Origin of the sequence: Arthrobacter sp. SLBN-53, from assembly GCF_006715585.1 — a bacterium.
Taxonomy (GTDB): domain Bacteria; phylum Actinomycetota; class Actinomycetes; order Mycobacteriales; family Mycobacteriaceae; genus Mycobacterium; species Mycobacterium neoaurum_A.
The window spans coordinates 1,635,901-1,654,158 of record NZ_VFNN01000001.1; the positions used below are offsets into that span (position 1 = coordinate 1,635,901).

19 protein-coding genes and 1 pseudogene are annotated in these 18,258 nt (G+C 66.0%); 8 read left to right on the forward strand and 12 right to left on the reverse strand.

The window, feature by feature from the left end; translation table 11 throughout:
- Positions 1 to 118 precede the first annotated feature (118 nt).
- The 3 genes from FBY28_RS07765 to FBY28_RS07780 all read right to left on the reverse strand — a co-directional run bounded on the left by FBY28_RS07765 (position 119) and on the right by FBY28_RS07780 (position 3,364).
- Positions 119 to 556 (reverse strand): hypothetical protein, encoded by a 438-nt coding sequence (locus FBY28_RS07765; RefSeq protein ID WP_141865645.1) that lies wholly within the window; start codon positions 554 to 556, stop codon positions 119 to 121.
- A gap of 426 nt (positions 557 to 982) precedes the next feature.
- Positions 983 to 1,468 (reverse strand): hypothetical protein, encoded by a 486-nt coding sequence (locus FBY28_RS25985; protein ID WP_216847555.1) that lies wholly within the window; start codon positions 1,466 to 1,468, stop codon positions 983 to 985.
- A gap of 441 nt (positions 1,469 to 1,909) precedes the next feature.
- Positions 1,910 to 3,364, reverse strand: a complete 1,455-nt coding sequence (locus FBY28_RS07780) for a cellulase family glycosylhydrolase (protein ID WP_160145465.1) — start codon at positions 3,362 to 3,364, stop codon at positions 1,910 to 1,912.
- A 301-nt stretch (positions 3,365 to 3,665) separates the two neighbouring features.
- Between FBY28_RS07780 and FBY28_RS07785 the strand changes: the two genes are divergently transcribed.
- Positions 3,666 to 4,805 carry an acyltransferase family protein gene (locus FBY28_RS07785; RefSeq protein WP_174241564.1) on the forward strand — a complete coding sequence of 380 codons (1,140 nt, stop codon included), beginning with the start codon at positions 3,666 to 3,668 and terminating at the stop codon, positions 4,803 to 4,805.
- 2 nt (positions 4,806 to 4,807) lie between these two features.
- Here the strand turns inward: FBY28_RS07785 and FBY28_RS07790 are convergent, their stop codons facing one another.
- From FBY28_RS07790 to FBY28_RS07800, 3 genes are read right to left on the reverse strand one after another with little or no spacing between them, the layout of a single operon-like run.
- A complete protein-coding gene (locus FBY28_RS07790; RefSeq protein ID WP_141865651.1) occupies positions 4,808 to 5,167 on the reverse strand; it encodes a DUF1622 domain-containing protein in 360 nt (119 codons plus the stop codon).
- Between the two features lie 19 nt (positions 5,168 to 5,186).
- A complete protein-coding gene (locus FBY28_RS07795) occupies positions 5,187 to 5,846 on the reverse strand; it encodes a cation efflux transmembrane domain-containing protein (protein ID WP_174241565.1) in 660 nt (219 codons plus the stop codon).
- On the reverse strand, positions 5,819 to 6,139 hold the full coding sequence (locus FBY28_RS07800; RefSeq protein WP_141865653.1) for an ArsR/SmtB family transcription factor: 321 nt from the start codon (positions 6,137 to 6,139) through the stop codon (positions 5,819 to 5,821). Before FBY28_RS07800 ends, FBY28_RS07795 begins: the two co-directional genes overlap by 28 nt.
- Before the next feature lie 81 nt (positions 6,140 to 6,220).
- Here FBY28_RS07800 and FBY28_RS07805 point away from each other — a divergent pair, with 81 nt between their 5' ends.
- Positions 6,221 to 6,580 (forward strand): hypothetical protein, encoded by a 360-nt coding sequence (locus FBY28_RS07805; RefSeq protein WP_141865655.1) that lies wholly within the window; start codon positions 6,221 to 6,223, stop codon positions 6,578 to 6,580.
- A gap of 169 nt (positions 6,581 to 6,749) precedes the next feature.
- Positions 6,750 to 8,297, forward strand: coding sequence for an alanine/glycine:cation symporter family protein (locus FBY28_RS07810; protein ID WP_141865657.1), 1,548 nt, complete (start codon positions 6,750 to 6,752; stop codon positions 8,295 to 8,297).
- Positions 8,298 to 8,320: 23 nt separating this feature from the next.
- On the opposite strand, the gene FBY28_RS07815 is transcribed toward FBY28_RS07810, so the two are convergent.
- The 3 genes from FBY28_RS07815 to FBY28_RS07825 all read right to left on the reverse strand — a co-directional run bounded on the left by FBY28_RS07815 (position 8,321) and on the right by FBY28_RS07825 (position 11,198).
- A complete protein-coding gene (locus FBY28_RS07815) occupies positions 8,321 to 8,830 on the reverse strand; it encodes a ClbS/DfsB family four-helix bundle protein (protein ID WP_141865659.1) in 510 nt (169 codons plus the stop codon).
- Between the two features lie 90 nt (positions 8,831 to 8,920).
- Positions 8,921 to 10,267 carry an NAD-dependent succinate-semialdehyde dehydrogenase gene (locus FBY28_RS07820; RefSeq protein ID WP_141865661.1) on the reverse strand — a complete coding sequence of 449 codons (1,347 nt, stop codon included), beginning with the start codon at positions 10,265 to 10,267 and terminating at the stop codon, positions 8,921 to 8,923.
- A gap of 364 nt (positions 10,268 to 10,631) precedes the next feature.
- Positions 10,632 to 11,198: a hypothetical protein gene (locus tag FBY28_RS07825; protein ID WP_141865663.1), complete on the reverse strand. Its 567-nt coding sequence runs from the start codon at positions 11,196 to 11,198 to the stop codon at positions 10,632 to 10,634.
- 225 nt (positions 11,199 to 11,423) lie between these two features.
- Between FBY28_RS07825 and FBY28_RS25735 the strand changes: the two genes are divergently transcribed.
- The 5 genes and pseudogenes from FBY28_RS25735 (at position 11,424) to FBY28_RS26380 (ending at position 16,284) form a co-directional block, all read left to right on the forward strand.
- Positions 11,424 to 13,427 carry an Ig-like domain-containing protein gene (locus tag FBY28_RS25735; RefSeq protein WP_160145466.1) on the forward strand — a complete coding sequence of 668 codons (2,004 nt, stop codon included), beginning with the start codon at positions 11,424 to 11,426 and terminating at the stop codon, positions 13,425 to 13,427.
- Between the two features lie 118 nt (positions 13,428 to 13,545).
- Positions 13,546 to 13,734 (forward strand): annotated as a pseudogene (locus FBY28_RS07835) (hypothetical protein); the annotation flags it as partial.
- Between the two features lie 92 nt (positions 13,735 to 13,826).
- A complete protein-coding gene (locus tag FBY28_RS07840; protein WP_141865668.1) occupies positions 13,827 to 15,239 on the forward strand; it encodes an amino acid permease in 1,413 nt (470 codons plus the stop codon).
- 2 nt (positions 15,240 to 15,241) lie between these two features.
- A complete protein-coding gene (locus FBY28_RS07845; RefSeq protein WP_174241566.1) occupies positions 15,242 to 16,129 on the forward strand; it encodes an oxygenase MpaB family protein in 888 nt (295 codons plus the stop codon).
- The gene (locus FBY28_RS26380; protein WP_216847556.1) at positions 16,126 to 16,284 is read left to right on the forward strand and encodes a DUF2256 domain-containing protein; all 159 of its coding nucleotides are present in this window, start codon (positions 16,126 to 16,128) and stop codon (positions 16,282 to 16,284) included. The genes FBY28_RS07845 and FBY28_RS26380 overlap by 4 nt, the downstream gene beginning before the upstream one ends.
- Here FBY28_RS26380 and FBY28_RS07855 read toward each other — a convergent pair.
- The 3 genes from FBY28_RS07855 to FBY28_RS07865 form a co-directional block, all read right to left on the reverse strand.
- The gene (locus FBY28_RS07855) at positions 16,277 to 17,203 is read right to left on the reverse strand and encodes an NAD(P)/FAD-dependent oxidoreductase (protein WP_141865670.1); all 927 of its coding nucleotides are present in this window, start codon (positions 17,201 to 17,203) and stop codon (positions 16,277 to 16,279) included. The two genes, FBY28_RS26380 and FBY28_RS07855, sit on opposite strands and share 8 nt — an antisense overlap.
- 61 nt (positions 17,204 to 17,264) lie before the next feature.
- Positions 17,265 to 17,561 (reverse strand): hypothetical protein, encoded by a 297-nt coding sequence (locus FBY28_RS07860; protein ID WP_141865672.1) that lies wholly within the window; start codon positions 17,559 to 17,561, stop codon positions 17,265 to 17,267.
- A 188-nt stretch (positions 17,562 to 17,749) separates the two neighbouring features.
- Positions 17,750 to 18,145 (reverse strand): nitroreductase family deazaflavin-dependent oxidoreductase, encoded by a 396-nt coding sequence (locus FBY28_RS07865; protein ID WP_141865674.1) that lies wholly within the window; start codon positions 18,143 to 18,145, stop codon positions 17,750 to 17,752.
- Between the last annotated feature and the right edge of the window lie 113 nt (positions 18,146 to 18,258).

Below are 18,258 nucleotides of genomic sequence, written 5' to 3' on the forward strand. Positions count from 1 at the left end.
CCCGAGACAAGTCGCACGTCGGCCAGGGTGGCGGCACGTTGCCCGCACCCGAACATGAACCGGCCGGGGCGGCAGTCTGGCTTGCCACCCCGGCCGGCATCGAACCGAGCCGCCGAACTCAGCCTCCGAACAACCCACCGATGTTGCGCACCAGGTTGCCGCCGGCCTCGCCGGCATTGCGAATCAGATCGGCGCCCGACCGGTTGACGTTCTGGGTCAGATCATTGGTGAATCGCCCACCGTTGACCAACAGATCCGTGCCGACCTGACCGAGATTGCGTTGCAGGTCGCTACCGGCCCGGCCGGCGTTCTGCTGGAGGTCGCTGCCGAACCTGCCGATATTGCGGACCAGGTTGTCGCCGAACTGCCCGGCTTCCTCGGGGGTCAGCGCCGCCGCCGAGCGGGTGGACACGCGGGCGTTCTCCGACGACGAACCGTTGTCCGCCGCGGCCGTCCCCGCACCGGCAACGGCCATCCCGACGCTAATTGCACCGGCCGCGCCGGTCAGCATCAACGTTTTGAGCATCTTGTCGACCCCCCTGATGTTGCGATCCATGACATGCCTCCCTCCAGCAAACCCCCCACGCACCGCCCGAGACCGAACCGATGAGTGTGGCGTAGATCATATTTACGCTGAGAGAAGTGCCCGCGGCAGAACGGGCCCAAACCACGAATTTCTTTGCTGCACCGTGCAAGCACGCTAGCTAAAAACCAGCATGGAAAGCCAAGCTTTTCGCCTCGACCAGTACATACGATGATCATGAACGGCAGCAAGAATTTTCGCTGGCGCAAATTGTGACGTTATCAGCGCGTTCTTTCTCATGTGCGGGCTCCAGTACCGGCCGCGGTGCGAGAGAGTGGACGTCACCGACCCGGATCAGTCGCCCTGCCATATCGATTCAGCAAATTTCTTCAGCCGCCGGTCCCAGACAGCAAAGCGGGCAGTGGGGATATCCCCACTGCCCGCTGTCGCGTAGCTGGATCAGCGACCGAATGACCCGAGGCCGGTCAGCAGGTCGGTGCCGACCTGGCCGAGCTGCTGCTGGGCATTGCTCCCGACGGTGCCGCCGTTGATGAGGCCGTTGGTGCCGACCTGGCCGAGCTGCTGCTGGGCGTTGGTGCCCACAGTGCCGCCGTTGATCAGCCCGTTGGTGCCGACCTGGCCGAACTGCTGCTGCACATTGCTCCCGACGGTGCCACCGTTGATCAGCCCGTTGGTGCCGACGGTGCCGCCGTTGATCTGCAGGTTGCTGCCGAACTTGCCGATGTTCTGGGTGAGGTTCGTGCCGAACTGACCCAGCCGCTGCGACGGCGAGGTGCTCGCTCCCTGCTGCGACGAGGTTTGCCCGGTGTCGGCCGCGGCCGTCGCGGCGGTCACCGTGGCCGCACCCATCGCAAGTGCGATCCCACCCCCGGCCGCGATGGTCGCAGCAATCATGCGGATGGACTTCCCCTGACGTCGGTACATGTTGATCTCCCTTTCAGCAAATTCCCCAACCAACAACGAAAAGTTAACACGAACGTTGCGAACTAGGCCAGACCTACGATCGAATTTTCCGGAAACCCAGCTTTCGTCGGCGCAAATTTCTTTGCTGTCTGCCCTCGTGCGGTGACCGCTTCACGCGCCTTTGCGCCACCAAAACTGCATGTCAACCACCGTTACCTACTCTTCGCGCCGATGGGCGACAGGTAGCTAGCGTGGCCGCAACACGGCCAGAATCCCAGCGGGATCACAATTTGCTAACAGCACATTTTCAAGATCGCCAGACCGAAGTCAGCAAAGTTCACGGGGGTCTTGGTGCGGTCAGGCACCGTCGACACACGCCGACAGACGGCGGCAGCACTGCGCCGAGGAGGCATCCATGGATCGCTGAAGTCACCGGCGGGGTTCACGCTCAAGTGATCGTTGCTAGCGACCCCGTGTCATGGTGATCTTGACGCCGACCCAGGGCACCCACATCATGTAGCCGTTCTGGAAGTCCACCCGGGTGCCTCCGTAGGTCCAGCGCTCCGAGACCGTGGCCAGGCCCAGGGCGGGAACCCAGTTGCGCGCGAATTCGCCGCTGGCCCACTGCGCCCCGGTCGCCGGTGAGTACCAGACACGCATGGGCTGCCAACCTCCGAAATCCTGGTACCCGTCCTTGAACGTGGTGAGGGGCATTCCCGCGTTGCGGGAGCGCGCGAGATCGCTGACCGCCGTCGGAGACGAGATGAACTTCCCCGGCGCCGTCTCCCACAACGTCCCGAGTGTCCACTGCTGGGTCCATATCCGTTGCGCGTCCGAGTAGACCGGACTGAGCACCTCGCCGAGGGTCGGATCGGCATGTGCGGCGAACCTGCCGTACACCGCACGCGGACCGGGCCGCGACCGCAGCACACGCTGCGCGGGCTTGGGAGTCCAATCGGAGCGGTAGATACCGAACCGTTCGTCGTCGTTGCCACTGCCGCTGTTGAGATCCCGAGTGGTGTAGAGCAACAGCGGACCGGCGTAGGGCAGCTCCTGCCACGCGCTCATCGCGTCGGCGATGAAGTCCGCCTGGTGGGAATCGCTGACCCGGTTGCTCGGTAGTCCGTACTCGGTCACCCAGATCTTGCGGGCACCGTCGCCGTTGGCCAGCATCACCCGCCGCATCCGAACCAGTTGTTCCACCGGCGAATCGGGTTGCAGCATGCCCTCGGAGAACTTCATGGTGTAGCTGTACGGGTGATACGACAACGCATCGAAAAATGGTTTCGCCCCGTTGGCGTACATCCTGTCCAAAAAGGTGACGGGGTCAATTGTCAACGGACCCCAGGACTTTCCGGAACCGAGCACACCGCCGACAATTACGGCCGCCGGATCGGCGGCCTTGATTCTGGGGTATGCGGCTTTCAGCAGCGCGGTATACCCGGCCGGATCGGGAAATGGTGTGTATCCGGTGAAACCGTTGGGCTCGTTCCACACCTCATAGGCCGCGATTTTGCCGCGATAGCGTTCAGCGACGCGTCCGGTGAACGAACCGTAGGCCTCCGGCGAGGACGGTCGCCCGTGCGGCGGCAGCGATCCGACGGACATTGCCCACCACGGGGTCGACGTGATGCAGGCGATGATCGCGATCCCCGCTGCCGAGGCCGCCTGCACCACACGATCGGCCCGCGACCAGTCCATCCGCCCCTTGATCGCTTCCACCCCGGCCCACGGGATGCCGATACGGACCAGGCGGATACCGTCGGCGACCCAGCGCTGGACCGTCTGGGTCACCAGCGGCTCGTCGTAGAAGTAGATCTGGGAGTCAGCGAATCCTACGGTTGTTGCCGAAAAGCTCAGTGGGTGCACGTCCTCGGCGATGACCTGCCGGGGTCGCTGCGAGGTCGGGACCGACACGAGTGCGGTGACACAGAGCGCCGAAACAATGGCACCCGCCGCCGTCCGCCACATTTTACGGCGCGGAAATATCCTTTTACGGCGCACCGTAAAGCCACTCATTTCGACCTTTCCCGAATTTGTGTTCTTTGTAACGGAAGGCGGGCCATATCGACCGCACCCAATTCGGCGTGTCGAGATCCCGGCGGCACCGCCGCACGGCCATCCCGGCGGCACCGCCGCACGGCCATCCCGGCGGCACCGCCGCCACGGCTGTCCCGGCGGCACCGCCGCCGCGGCCGTCCGTACCCTGAGGGGCATCATGCGTGTGACAGCCGATGCGGGGCCGCGGGCGCCGCAACGGGTGGCCGCCCTGACCGGTCTGCGAGCGCCGGCCGCCCTGCTCATCGTCGCCACACATGCCGCGTTCGGAACCGGCCAATTGCCGCACGGGTACCTGGGCGCACTGTATGCCCGGCTCGAGGTCGGGGTGCCGGTCTTCTTCGCACTGTCGGGATACCTGTTGTTCCGGCCGTGGCTGGTGGCGACTCGCACCGGCGGCCCGGCACCGTCGGTGACCCGCTATGCCCGCCACCGGGTTCGCCGCATCGCACCGGCATATCTGGTGACGGTGCTGATCGCCTACGCGCTCTACGCATTTCGGGACGCGGGCCCCAACCCGGGGCACACCTGGGCCGGCCTGCTGCACCATCTGACGCTGACCCAGATCTATCCGCCCGTGGCGGTGCTACACCAGGGCCTCACCCAGATGTGGAGCCTGGCGGTGGAGGTGGCGTTCTATGCGGTTCTGCCGCTGTTGGCCGGTCTGCTGCTGACCGTGCTGTGCCGGCGGGCCTGGCGGCCGGGCCTGCTGCTGATGGGGCTGACCCTGTTGGCTGCGGTGACGCCGGTATGGCTGTGGGTGCAGCACGCGACCGACCTGTTGCCGCCATCGGCCAATATCTGGTTGCCCGCACACCTGATCCACTTCGTCGGCGGTATGGCGCTGGCGGTACTGCACGTCGCCGGCGTGCGCTGTCGCGGTGTGTTCCTCCTGCCCCTGGCGCCGGCGGCGCTACTGGTCGTGGCGCTCCCGATCGCCGGGTCGGTGACCCTTGCCCCGGTCCAGCCGGGTGAGGCGATCGTGCGGTCGACGCTGTATGCCGTCGTCGCGGTGGGCCTGCTGGCGCCGCTGGTGCTCGACCCGGACGGCCTGTTCGCCAGGCTGCTCGGCAGCCGCCCGGTGGTGTGGCTCGGTGAGATCTCCTACGAGATCTTCCTCGTCCACGTCATCCTGATGGAGATCGCGATGTCTTCGGTGCTGCGGTGGCCGGTGTTCACCGGCTCGATGGTGCGTCTGTTCCTCACCACACTGGCGTTGTCGATACCGGTTGCGTGGCTGCTGCACCGCTGGACTCGTGTGCGGCCAGATACCGCCCCCGGTCCGGCACCCGCACCGTAGGTTCAGCCCGTCTGAGTCGGCGTTTCATCGCGCTGTTGCCACGGCCAGCGGCCACTGATCTCCAGTTCCAGCGACCAGCTCAGGAAGGTTCGGATCAGGACGATCCCGGCGAGCACCGCGACGCTCTCCCAGGTCGGGGTGACCGCCACGGTCCTGATGATGTCGGCGGCGACCAGGAGCTCCAACCCCAACAAGATCGAGCGGCCGAGGCGCTGGCGGAAAAACCGGTACGCGTCTCCGGTCTTGCCCGCCATCCGCCGAATGGTGGCAGCGGTGGCGATCAGCGCGCCGATCGCGATGACCGCCACCCCGATACCGTCGATCGTCTTGCCGACGATTTCGATGACCTCGTAGAAGCTCATGGCGTCACCGTATTACGGGTCAGCCGCAGTGTTGCGCCGCCGCGCAGCAGGTCTGCCCTCGCCATGCCTGCCTGCCCTCTTTGACCGCGACGGCGGCGATCGCCAGCGCCGCGACCGGATCAGCCCAGCTCAGGCCGAACACTCCGTTGAGGACCAAACCCGCCAGTAGCACCGCCGAAAGATAGGTACACAGCATCGTCTGCTTGGAATCGGCCACCGCAGAACGTGATCCGAGTTCACGACCGGCTCGCCGCTGTGCCAACGACAGCACCGGCATAACCGCCAGGCTCAGTGCGGCGAGCCCGATGCCGATGGGAGAGTGCCTGGGGTCGGTACCGCCGGCAAGGCTACGCGCGGCGTCCACGGCGACGGTGGCGGCCAGCCCGTAGAAGGCCACTGCAATCACCCGCAGCGCCACCTTCTCCCGTGACTGCGGGTCGGAGCCGGCGAATTGCCAGGCCACCGCGGCGGCGGAGGCGACCTCGATGGTGGAGTCCAGACCGAAACCGAACAGTGCTGCCGACGACACCCGCGCGCCCTCGGTGAGCGCGACGATCGCCTCGATCACGTTGTAGGTGATGGTGATCAGGACGAACAGCCGGATTCGACGGCTCAGTAGCGCGCGTCGTGTGGCGCTTACCGGGACGGCCATCAGCAGCACGCGCAGTCGCTGCAACATCCCGGGTCCACCGCGAGAACCAGGCCCATCAGGTTCTCGAGCGCCCGGCCGATGCGAACGTCGGCGAGTTCGTATCGGGTACGTCGTCCCTCGGATACCGCCACCACCAAACCACAACCCCGCAAGCAGCTCAAATGGTTGGACAGTATCTGTCGCGAGACGCCGAGTCGGTCGGCGAGCTCGGACGGATACCCCGGTCCGCGAAGCAGACTGAGCAGAATTTGGCTGCGGGTGCCGTCGGCGAGAGCGTGCCCGAAGCGGGCCAGCGCATCGATATGGGTCAGCGTCTGCACGCGCCCGACAGTACATTCATTTCTGTACTATCGGAAGTTATCCGGTTCCGCAGGCATCGCGGGCTGGGTATACGGTGAGCCATGATCGTCACGGGAGCATTCCTGGCCGAGTCGGCCACGGTGGTCGACAACAAGCTCGATATCGTCGGCGGCGTCGTCGACAGCTGCCACGCCACACCGGAGCGCACGGTGACGCCGGTACTGGTCGTGCTGATCCAGCCCGAGCCGACGGATCAGGCACCGACGATCGAAGTGCGATTCAGCGATCCGACCGGGGCGACGCTGGAGATGCAACTCGACGTCCCGGAGTCCAGCCTTGGCGGTGAAATCGGTTTCGTGTTCTATCCGCTGACCCTGCCGGTGCCGACCAACGGGCGCTATCTGATGACGGTATCGGGGCGCGGCGGCTTCGTCAGCCTGCCGCTGCGCGTCATCGGTTGACCTGCAGTCGATCTCACGACTCGTCGCCATACCGTGCGGTCCACCGGACCCGCCGGTGACCCGAACCGACGCATAGCCGGCTAACACCGATGTCACCGAAAAGAAACACACAGGTGCAGCCGTCCTGCAACCATGGGCGCACCCGCACGGAACGATTGGACCATCACACGTGACCGAATTCCTCAGCACCATCAATGGATACATCTGGAGCAATGCGCTCGTATATCTGTGCCTGGCTGCCGGCATCTATTTCTCCATCCGGTCCAGGTTCGTCCAGGTCCGCCAGATCCCCGAGATGATCCGCCTGATGCTCAAGGGCGAGAAATCGCCCTCGGGAGTGTCGTCCTTCCAAGCACTCACCATGTCCTTGGCCGGACGGGTTGGCACCGGGAACATCGCCGGGGTTGCCACGGCCATTGCGTTCGGCGGGCCCGGCGCCCTGTTCTGGATGTGGACGGTGGCATTTCTGGGAGCGTCGACATCATTCGTCGAGTGCACGCTCGGGCAGATCTACAAGGTGCGCGATCGCCTGACCGGTGAGTACCGGGGTGGGCCCGCGTACTACCTCAGCCGCGCACTGGCACACACCAAGGCGGCACCGCTGTTCAAGGTGTACGGTCTCGTGTTCGCGGCGGTGACCGTGCTGGCCTGCGGCCTGCTGCTGCCGAGTGTGCAATCCAATTCGATGGCTGCGGCGATGAACAACGCCTGGGGCGTCTCGACGTGGTGGGTGGCCGTGGCCACCGTGATCCTGCTCGCGTTCATCATCATCGGCGGTGTCAAGCGCATCGCGACGTTCGCCTCGGTGGTCGTTCCATTCATGGCGCTGGTCTATATCCTGTTGGCGCTGATCATCGTGGCGGCCAACGCCTCCGAGGTGCCCGCCGTGATCGGCATGGTCATCTCCAGCGCATTCGGCGCCGACGCGGCATTCGGCGCCATCCTTGGCGCCGCAATCATGTGGGGTGTCAAGCGTGGCATCTACTCCAACGAAGCCGGGCAGGGCACCGGCCCACATGCGGCGGCGGCTGCCGAGGTGTCACACCCGGCCAAGCAGGGATTGGTCCAGGCTTTCGCCGTCTACGTCGACACGTTGTTCATCTGTAGCGCAACCGGTTTCCTCATTCTGTCCACCGGTGCGTACCGCGTCTACGAGGGTGAGAGCAGCACGGGTGCAGTACTCGCCGAGGGTGGCAGGCTGCCCGCCGATGCCGAGGTCGGTCCGACCTTCGCCCAGGTTGGTTTCGATACTCTGTGGGCCGGCGGCGGCTCGACATTCATCGCGGTCTCGCTGTTCTTCTTCTGCCTGACCACGATCATCGCCTACTACTACATGGCCGAGACCAACCTTCAATTCCTGCTCGGGAAGGCGGCAACTGCCACCGTCCCACTGATACGTGGCAGCGTGGGTCGGACGACCACCATGCTGCTGCAGGCGTTGATCCTGGTGTCGGTCACCATGGGAGCGGTATCCACCGCCACCGACGCGTGGACGCTCGGCGATATCGGTGTCGGCCTGATGGCGTGGCTGAACATCATCGGCATCCTGATTCTCCAGCAGCCGGCCTACCGGGCGTTGCGTGACTACGAACGGCAGAAGAAGGAGGGCCGCGATCCGGTCTTCGACCCGATCTCACTGGGCATCGTCGGGGCGACCTTCTGGGAGACCTACGATCCGAGGCCGGCCGAGCAACGCGACCGCTTGCCGAGCGCGTGACCGGTCGGGCATGCGCTGCCGGACTAACCGGAGCAGGTCTTCAGCCAGGACCGTAACCGCTTGCGGGCGTTGGTATATGGCGACGACGTGTTCAGGGAGATCATCCGGCCCAGCGGCCACTTCCCGTACCACGGGGCACCGTAGAGATCATCATCGGTGCTGGCCTCGACCGCGGCCACGATATCGTTCTTGGCGTCCACGAGCTGGGCGCGCAACGAGGTCCACGACTCGTCTCGGTATTCGGCGTAGAACCGTTGGGCCAGTGTCCCGAGTTCGTTCCACTTCACCCCGGCCGCGGGGAACTCGTCGGGCAGTCCGTCCGATCGTCGCCGAAGCCAGGTGAGCACCTGCCGATTCCAGCCGACCAGATAGGCCACCAGGTCCGCCGGGCTGATCATGGTGCCCTTGACGTGGCCCTCGATCACCTGACTGCGGACCGCGTCCGGTGGCACGCTGTCCAGGGTCGTCGCCAGCGCGTCGAAGGTCTTCGCTATGGCGGCCAGCAGCTCTGTTTTCGACGCCGGCACACCCATGCCGATCATCATCCGCGGTCCGCCGAGAACGCCGGGCGGCACCCCGGCCGGCCGCGTGGTGGGAACGACGCGGCCGACCCGGGGCAGCGCTCAGCCTGCGATGCGAATGAGCTTCTTGTTCACGAACTCGTCGATACCGAAGCGGCCGAGCTCGCGGCCGAATCCCGAACGCTTGACGCCACCGAACGGAAGCTCAGCCCCCTCGGCCCCGACGGCATTGACGAACACCATGCCCGCGTCGATCTTGTCCGCCACGCGCTTGGCCTGTTCAGCATCGGTGGTGAAGACGTAGGACCCGAGCCCGAACGGGGTGTCGTTGGCCAGTTCGACGGCGGCGTCCTCGTCGGCCACCTTGTAGACCGTGGCCACCGGGCCGAACAGCTCCTCGCGGGCCGACGGCTTATCCGGCGATACGCCGGTGAGCACGCCCGGCGGGAAGTACGCGCCGTTGCGCTGCCCCTCCGAGGTCAGGGTGGCGCCGTCTGCCACCACTCGCTGCACCTGCTCTTCGAGCCGCTCGGCGGCCGCCACCGAGGACAGCGGCGCCAGTCCGTCGGCCTTGGCGAGCACCTTCTGGGTGAACTTGTCGACGAATTCGTCGTAGATGTCCTCGGCGACGATGATGCGCTTGGCGGCATTGCATGCCTGCCCGGTGTTCTCGAAGCGGCCGTCGACGGCGGCCTCGACGGCGGAATCCAGGTCATCGGAGGACAGCAGGATGAACGGATCCGAACCACCGAGTTCGAGGACGACCTTCTTGAGGTTGCGCCCGGCGATCTCGGCGACGGCGGCGCCGGCACGTTCGGATCCTGTCAACGACACCCCCTGTACCCGCGGGTCGGCGATGGCGTCGGCGATCTGTTCGTTGGTGGCATAGACGTTGACGTAGGCGCCCTCGGGATAGCCGGCGTCGAGGAATATCTGCTGCAGCGCGGCGGCCGACTCGGGACACTGCGGGGCATGCTTGAGCACGATCGTGTTGCCCAGCACCAGGTTCGGGCCCGCGAAGCGCGCGACCTGATAGTAGGGGTAGTTCCACGGCATGATGCCCAGCAGCACACCCACCGGGCTGCGCCGGATCAACGCGCTGCCCTCCCCCTCGAGCAGATCGATGGGTTCGTCGGCAAGGAAGCGCTCGGCATTGTCGGCGTAGAACTCATAGATCGACGCACTGAACTCGACCTCACCGACCGACTGGTCCAGCGGCTTGCCCATCTCGCGCTGGATGATCTTGGCCAGTTCGTCCTTGCGTTCGTTGTGCAGTTGGGCCACCTTGCGGATCAGGTCGGCACGCTGGGCCACCGTGGTGTTCTTCGACCACTCGCCGAACGTCTTGGCCGCGGTGGCCAGCGCCTCCTCGATCTGCGCATCTGTCGCGGTCGGATACTCCCGCACCACCTCACCGGTCGCCGGATCAACCACTGCGTACAGACTCATGTGTCAGACCTTTCTTCGATGTTGTTCGATCACAGCGTTTTTGGCCGGATCAGATTGGTGCGCGCCGCGCCCCGCAACGCCGCGCCTGCGGGCGCCACGGGTGTTGCACACAGTGGCGCGGCATCGGCCCTCCGGGTCAGCAAAAAAGAGCAATCACATCGATCGTACAAGTCCGACGAGCAGGCGTCCGGCGGATCCGCGGGAACACCGAACCGCCCTCATATCGACCCCCTGCGCCGACGAAATCCGAAGCAGCACATGTCCACCCATCGGCACTCAAACATCCTGTCCCGCATTACATTAGCGGACCGTTCGCACCGAGCTGCGTACTCAAGTGGGACCTGGAGCGCCCTCTGGCGACGGATTACCGAAGGCCGACGGACCCGCAGCGCCGACTCGTCGCCCACCGGGCGATGCTGTCGGCATAGCGCGGCGTCTCCACCCGGCAATGCGCACCCGAGGCTTCCTGGCGCGCGGCCGCGGCGTCGGTGAAGCTCTGGCCTTGCGCGGCGATGAACGACAGAAAATCCTCGGTCGGATGGGACGTCACGGTGTTCGTGTAGCGGCACCGGCCGTTTTCGAGCCGCTCCATCCGCAGCTCCCAGATGACCTGGGTGGTGGTCCAGCCGGCCGGGGTGAGGATGTCGGAAAGCGAGACCATCTTGCAGTAATGCGCTTGGGCGACCTCGTACCGGTACTGCTGCACCACCAGCCCGCTACCGATCATCTCGACGTTGATCGACATGGGGGTGCCGTCGTCATCGACGGTGTAGCCCGCCGCCTTGTGATCGCCGGGGGCGCACCGCTGGTACTCGTGGGTGGGCAGGGTCTTGAGCCATTGCTCGATATCGATGTCGTCGAAGGGTGCATCGACATCGGCGGTGACGACGGCGTGGGACAGGACCAGATCTGAACGGACGGTGGCGGTCATGACGCGCTCCTTCATGCCGGGGTTTCGGGGACACATCAACCCTGTCCGCACCTGCAGCAACTGACAATCCTGCTGCCGTGACCGGCGCGGGTGGCGCTATCCCCCACCCGGATGTCCGGTTTCCCCGCGCGACCGGCGGTGATCCGCTACGACCCGCTGCGCGAATCGAGTGACCGAACGCCCGTCACAGGATAAAGTCTGCCCAAATTGACGAGGGGGAAAATCGTGACGGCAAAGCACCCGACCCGCGGCGCCAAGCACCGCCGCCGGACCAAGCGCGCGGCCGCGCAGCGTCGGCTTGCCGCGGGTGCAGCCTCGCTGAGCTTGACCGCGACGCTGCTGGGCCTCACGGCCGTCGGTCCCGAGATCGCGACGGCGGCGGCCGAAGATGGCGTCTCGTCGAGTTCTGGCAACGCCGAGCGATCCGACAGAGCCGATTCCGGCGGCACCGACGACCAGAAGCGCACCTCCGGTCTCGGCGGAACGGACACCGACAGCCAGACCGACCGGCCGACCAAGTCCGGAACGGTCGAGGAAACCCGCGAGACCGTCCGCAAGAACGACCGGGAGACCGAGCTCAAGAAACCCGACGCCGCCCCGTCCGAGGATGCCGAGTCCGAGGACCTGCAGGAGGCGACCGATGCGGACCCAGCATCCCCGCCAGCGTCCCCGCCCGAAACGTCCCTGACCGAAACGCCGCCGGCGGAAGAACAGCCTTCTGCCGCGCCCACCCCGACGATCACCGAAGCGGCACACTCCTCGACGACGTCGACCGACAGCACGGACCACAGCCAGGAGCAGACCTCCGAGGACCACCCGCAGCCGGCCGCGCACACCTACTCGGCGGCCGCCACCACGACAGGCGGCCAGAACACCACGGCCGAGGCGCCGCTGCCCGACACCGAAACGCTGACGCCGTCGGCCTCGTCGGTCATCTCGCTCGACCCACCCAACTTCGGGCGCGAGTTCGTCGCGGGCCAGATCGAAGCGCTCATCGGTACCGGGCGGACGGTGATCTCGCTGCTGCCGCTGCCGTACGAGTTCAAGGAGTGGCTCTATGCGTCCTTGAACGGCACCCGCCGCACGCTGTTCAACCAGGCACCGTGGCTCAACCCCACCCAGATCAGCGCCGAGGGCGGGGTGCCGATCTCCGGCACCCTGGGCGCGGTCGACCTGGAGGGTGACGAGATCCGGTACGCCATCGTGACCGGTCCCACCTCGGGCACCGTGGTCATCGCGCCGGACGGGTCGTTCATCTACACCCCCAATGCCGGGTTCACCGGGGTGGACAACTTCGTGGTGTCCGCCACCGACCTCGGCGAGCACATCAACCTCTTCGACCTTTTCCGCGCCGCCAGCACGCACGCTTCGCTGTTGGTCAACGAGCGCGCGGTGTCGTTCATCTTCAACTACACCAGCGGTTCGCAGTACTGGACCAGTGACGCCCGCACCGCTCTCTATCGGGCCGCCAATAACGTGATGCGTGAGTTCATCGTCACCAGGCCCGTGATCATCACCTACGAGATCACCGGCGAAAACACCGTCGGCACAAGCCTTGCCTCGGCCGAGAGTGCGCTCATCTCCTCGGGCGCAGGATTCTTCCCCACCGTGGTGCAGCACAAGCTGCTCACCGGAATCGACGCCAACGGCGCCGCCGCCGACGGGCATATCAACTGGAACTTCGCCTACCCGTGGGCATTTGGTGACTACGTCTCGGCTCAGCAGTACGACTTCGACATGGTCGCCATGCACGAGTTCCTGCACTCGCTGGGGTTCATGTCCTACGCGCAACCGTCCAGCACGGGCACGCAGCGCGGGTGGACGCTCTATGACAGCTTCCTGCGCACCTCGGGCGGGTCCAAGCTGATCGGCTCGGACTTCCGGCTGACGCCGGCGATGGCGGCCAGCCTGACCGGCGGTTCGGGCAGCGTGTTCTTCGGCGGTAGTGCCGCGCAAGCGGCCTACGGCGGCATGGTTCCGCTGTATGCGCCCACGACGTGGGCCGGCGGAAGTTCGATCTCCCACCTGGACAGCACGGTGTTCAGCGGCCCCAACCGGCAGTTGATGAATCCCCAGGTGCCCACCGGCCACGGGATACGCGCGCTGAGCGCCGTGGAACGCGCCGTCATGCAGGACCTCGGCTACACCCTGGCCCCGATGGACGCGTCGTCGATGCTGGCACTGGTCGGCTTCGTGTTCATCCGGCGCCGGCGCGTCGAAGCCGAATAGCGCACGGCACCGGTCCACTTGGTGAAAGCCGCACCGAAAGTCGCTGTGCACAAATAACATTGGCGTCATGACGAAACTGTTTCTGATGGTCGCGATGTTCGCGGCAGGCCTGGTGGTGGCACCGGGCGCCCAGGCCGCGCCGTGCGATCCGAACTACTCGGGTGCCTGTGTCCCGATCGCCAGCGATGTCGACTGCGCCGGCGGTAGTGGCAACGGTCCGGCGTACGTCCAGGGCCCCGTGACGGTGATCGGAAACGATATCTACGACCTCGACCGCGACGGTAACGGGACCGGCTGCGAGTCCTGAGCGACCCCCGCCCACACCGCCTGGAGTGAGAGCACTCACAGGTGGGTACTCCCCCTCGGTCCAATTTCGGCCCGACAGCGTCGGAGGTACCCATGAGCGAGGCACCAGGTCTCAAGAAGGCGTTGAGCCAGCGGCAGCTGACGATGATCGCGATCGGCGGTGTCATCGGGGCCGGATTGTTCGTCGGTTCCGGCGTCGTCATCGGAGACACCGGCCCGGGGGCATTCCTGACCTACGGGATGGCCGGCGTGCTGATCATCATGGTGATGCGGATGCTCGCCGAGATGGCCGTGGCCAACCCGTCCACCGGATCCTTCGCCGACTACTCGCGCAAGGCCCTCGGGAATTGGGCCGGATTCTCCGTCGGCTGGCTCTACTGGTACTTCTGGGTCATCGTCGTCGGGTTCGAGGCGATAGCGGGTGCCAAGATCATCCAGTACTGGATGGATGTGCCGTTGTGGTTGTCCGCGCTGATCTTCATGGTGCTGATGACCGCGACCAACCTGTTCTCGGTCGCCTCCTACGGCGAATTCGAGTTCTGGTTCGCCGGCATCAAGGTCGCCGCGATCATCGGATTCATCGGGCTGGGAACGGCTTTCATCTTCGGGCTGTGGCCCGGCAAGTCCGCGGACTTCTCCAATCTGACAAGTCACGGCGGGTTCATGCCGCTGGGCTTCGGCGTGATCACCGTGGGCATCGTGACCGTCATCTTCTCGATGGTCGGCGCCGAGATCGCCACCATCGCGGCCGCGGAGTCCGCCGATCCCGAACGCGCGGTGGCCAAGGCCGCCAACTCGGTGATCCTGCGCATCCTGGTGTTCTATGTAGGCGCGGTGCTGGTGCTCGTGCTGATAGTGCCCTGGAACGACGAGAGCGTCGCCGCCTCCCCGTTCGTCGCGGCCTTCACCGAGATGGGCATTCCGTACGCCGACCACGTCATGAACGCCATCGTGTTGACCGCGGTGCTGAGCTGCCTGAATTCGGGCCTCTACACGTCCTCACGCATGTTGTTCGTGCTCGCCCAGCGCCGCGAGGCCCCGCCGGCACTGGTCAAGATCACCAGTCGCGGTGTTCCCGCCAATGCGATCCTGGCGTCCTCGATAATCGGGTTCCTGTGCGTCATCGCCGCCGCGGTCTCCCCCGACACCATCTTCGCGTTCCTGCTGAACTCCAGCGGCGCGATCATCCTGTTCGTCTACCTGCTCATCTCCATATCCCAGATCGTGCTGCGCTACCGCACCCCGGATTCGGAACTCCGGGTGAAAATGTGGCTGTTCCCAGCACTTTCCGTGCTCACGGCGTTAGGTATCGTCGCGATTCTGGTGCAGATGTTCATCGACACCGCGCTGCGCTCGCAGCTGGTTCTGAGCCTGTTGTCCTGGGCGGTGGTCATCGTGCTGTACGTCATCAACAAATGGTTCGTGAAACGACGCCCGCAGAGCCCGAAGACCCGGGCGGAGGCGGATACCCACGCCGCCACACCCGAGCGGCACGTACCGTCGTAGTCATGGTGCTGGGGCGGGAAATGGGTGCGATCAGGGACAGCCTGGGACGTGCGCTGTTCGGGCTGGTCGCCGGGCCCGACGGGCCGCAGAACCGGGCCAGGATCCACGGCACACCCGGGCCACGCTGGTTCGACGAGGACCGCCCGATCCGCCGCGTCCACGCCGACGCCTCGATGTTCGTCGGAGGGCTGCGTGCACTGCTGTTGCAGTCGCTGCATCCGCTGGCGATGGCCGGTGTCGCCGAGCACTCCGATTACCGCGGTGACCCGTGGGGGCGGTTGCAGCGCACCAGTACCTTCCTCGCCGAGACGACCTTCGGTCCGGCCGCCGACGCGCAGCGAGCCGTGGACAAGGTGCGCGGTATCCACCGCCGCGTGCGCGGGGTGGCGCCGGATGGCACGCCGTATGAGGCTTCGGATCCGCACCTGCTCGAATGGGTGCACATCGCCGAAATCGACAGCTTCCTGCTGGCGCATCAGCTCTACGGTGCCGAGCCGCTGGATCAGGCCGGGCGCGACGGATATGTCGCCGATACCGCCCGGGTCGCGCAGGCGCTCGGGGTCCCGAATCCGCCGCGCACCGAGGACGAGCTTCGGGCGCGCATCGAGGCCTATCGACCGGAGTTGTGCGGGACCGCGGCGGCGCGGGACGCGGCCCGTTTCCTGCTGCTGACGCCGCCGTTGCCGCTGCCGGCGCGCGCACCGTACGGGGTGTTGGCCACGACCGCTGTGGCGATGCTGCCGAGCTGGGCGCGAAAGCCGTTGTGGCTGCCGTACTTCCCGCCGCTGGAGGCGACCGTGGTGCGGATGTCCGGGCGGGTGCTGGTAGGCGGTATCCGGTGGGTTCTCACCGCAGCTCGTGACCAGCAGGAGCACGCGACGTCGGCGTGACGGGAAGGACGGCGTTGGACAAGAACAGCGAGGTCAAGATCTGCCCGACATGCGGTCGCCCGTTCCACAATCGCAAGAAGTGGCGCTCGCGGGGGCAGTGGGATCAGATCATCTACTGTTCGCGACGCTGTCGAGGTGCCGCGGCGGCTAGGTGAGGGCGGCCGCGAGGGCAGCACCCAACCGCCGGCCCGACAGCCACGCCGACTCCACGCGCGGGGCGCCCGCGGGGCACCAGGCGTCACCGCAGATTCCCAAGGGGCGCCCGGTGGTGTCCAGACCGAATTCGGCATCGCCGTGGGTGCCGGCAGGCTTCGCGAACGTCCAGCGGTGCGCGTGCGTCCAGGTCGGTGCTGCGTCGATGCCCGTGACCCGGCGAAGCGCCGAAAGTACCGGAGCCACCGCGTCATCCGGTTCGTCCAGATGTACTTGTGCTCGGTCGGCGGTGGTGTGCATGACGAGCACGGCCGCGCCGTCACCGCGCCGGGCACCGTCGTCGGCGATGAAGGACAGATCCGGGTCGTCGTTGACGAATGCGGCGTCGGCGAACGGCCAGATGCGGTCGGGCCAGCCGGCCGCGATCGCGATCACCGGTTCATAGGTCACCCATGCGCACGCCTCGGGTGCCAGCCGCGCCGCCTGCGGGTCGGGCATGGCCAAGACCACGGCATCGTGGGTGAGATCGTCGAGGGATTCGACTGCCGATTCGACGCGGACACCATCGGGAAGCTGGTCGCGGACCAGTGATCGCAGGCCGCCCGGTGCGGCGAAGCGCATGGGTCCCGTGGTGACATCGTGGCCTGCCGAGGAGAACACGTCGAACGTGTCCGTCCAGGGGCGCGCCACGCCGCGCGAGATCCAACCGTCGGCGATCGCGGTGAACGACGGGTCGTTGACGGTGAAGTACGCGGCACCCATGTCGACGCGCCGGCCGTGCAGCATGGGTGAGGCCATCCGGCCGCCCGGCGCGCGGCCGCGTTCGAAGATCTCGACCTCGATATCGCGCTCCCGCAGGGCTTGTGCGCATGCCGCGCCGGAGAGCCCCGCCCCGATGACTGCGACGCGTGGTGATGCCATGCTCGCGAGGGTAGCCGCACGCAGAATCCGGCCAGATTCTGCGTGCGGGCCCTGCTTCGGACTACAGCCGGATCCACTGGCCCAGGAACCAGAAACCCCAGCCGTCGCCGTTGCCGGCACGCATCGGCTCGACGCGGTGACCGTTGTACTGGAAGGGCTGATGGTCGCCACGAGCCTGATCGATACCCCGCTGCTGCCAGTTGTTGTTCTGCGGCCCCGGGGCACAGGCGGGCGCGTTCGGCGTACCGCATCCAGGGCCGGGCTCGGCACTCGCGGTACTCAGCCCGACACCCAGCAGGCCGGCCACCGCGATACCGCCGGCCAGGATCGGCGCGGCTACGCGACGCGTGAACTTCATGGGGTGACTCCGTTTCGTCCGTGTGTGTTGCCGCGGCACCTCACCGCCACACGAAGCACGACGTTATGGACGCCCGGTGGGTCGCCCCTGTGGCAACGTTAGGCGCGCGCTGTGCGTCCGGTAACGAATCGAAACAGTGTTGCCGCAACGTAGTTGGCTCCCGCGGCGAGCATGGTGCACGACCGAAGTCAGTCCGCCGAGCCAGCTGTCGTCAGCAGCAGGGTTGCCTCGTTGTATGGAAACAAACGGTAGAAAAGCCGAGAACGAGGCAGCACCAGCTCCGCCGCCTCGTCCTTTCTCACCACCCGTGGGTTGACGAGCTCGATGGACCGCCCACGCTTGTGCAGCACGGTCGGGCCGCCGGCGAGCACGTTTTTCACCCAGTCGGTTTGTGGGCCGTAGCCGATGAGAATGGCGTAGCCGTCGTGCGTCGCGAACACCAGCAGGGGTGTGCGGTATCGCTTGCCCGACTTCCGGCCAACGTGCTCGAGCGTCCCGAGGTTCGGAAGCCACGGTGTGATCCTGCGGGCAGCCGGGTTGGTAACTCTTTTGTTGAAATCTGCGACTCGGCGAGGGACGCGCATTCTCAGAGTCTAGGTATCCGGCGACGTCTCTCGCTGCCGCGATGCTGACGCACGAAGCCGAACGGCAGCTTTATGTCATCCCGGATCTCGCCGAACCTAGCTCCCTTGTCAAG

Coding starts and splice junctions, on each gene's coding strand:
- FBY28_RS25985 (WP_216847555.1), bottom strand. CDS start 1,468: ATGTACCGACGTCAGGGGAAGTCCATCCGCATGATTGCTGCGACCATC.
- FBY28_RS07795 (WP_174241565.1), bottom strand. CDS start 5,846: ATGTTGCAGCGACTGCGCGTGCTGCTGATGGCCGTCCCGGTAAGCGCC.
- FBY28_RS07765 (WP_141865645.1), bottom strand. CDS start 556: ATGGATCGCAACATCAGGGGGGTCGACAAGATGCTCAAAACGTTGATG.
- FBY28_RS07820 (WP_141865661.1), bottom strand. CDS start 10,267: ATGAGTCTGTACGCAGTGGTTGATCCGGCGACCGGTGAGGTGGTGCGG.
- FBY28_RS07815 (WP_141865659.1), bottom strand. CDS start 8,830: ATGGGTGTGCCGGCGTCGAAAACAGAGCTGCTGGCCGCCATAGCGAAG.
- FBY28_RS07790 (WP_141865651.1), bottom strand. CDS start 5,167: ATGAGCTTCTACGAGGTCATCGAAATCGTCGGCAAGACGATCGACGGT.
- FBY28_RS07805 (WP_141865655.1), top strand. CDS start 6,221: ATGATCGTCACGGGAGCATTCCTGGCCGAGTCGGCCACGGTGGTCGAC.
- FBY28_RS07865 (WP_141865674.1), bottom strand. CDS start 18,145: ATGCGCGTCCCTCGCCGAGTCGCAGATTTCAACAAAAGAGTTACCAAC.
- FBY28_RS07840 (WP_141865668.1), top strand. CDS start 13,827: ATGAGCGAGGCACCAGGTCTCAAGAAGGCGTTGAGCCAGCGGCAGCTG.
- FBY28_RS07845 (WP_174241566.1), top strand. CDS start 15,242: ATGGTGCTGGGGCGGGAAATGGGTGCGATCAGGGACAGCCTGGGACGT.
- FBY28_RS07855 (WP_141865670.1), bottom strand. CDS start 17,203: ATGGCATCACCACGCGTCGCAGTCATCGGGGCGGGGCTCTCCGGCGCG.
- FBY28_RS07860 (WP_141865672.1), bottom strand. CDS start 17,561: ATGAAGTTCACGCGTCGCGTAGCCGCGCCGATCCTGGCCGGCGGTATC.
- FBY28_RS07785 (WP_174241564.1), top strand. CDS start 3,666: ATGCGTGTGACAGCCGATGCGGGGCCGCGGGCGCCGCAACGGGTGGCC.
- FBY28_RS07825 (WP_141865663.1), bottom strand. CDS start 11,198: ATGACCGCCACCGTCCGTTCAGATCTGGTCCTGTCCCACGCCGTCGTC.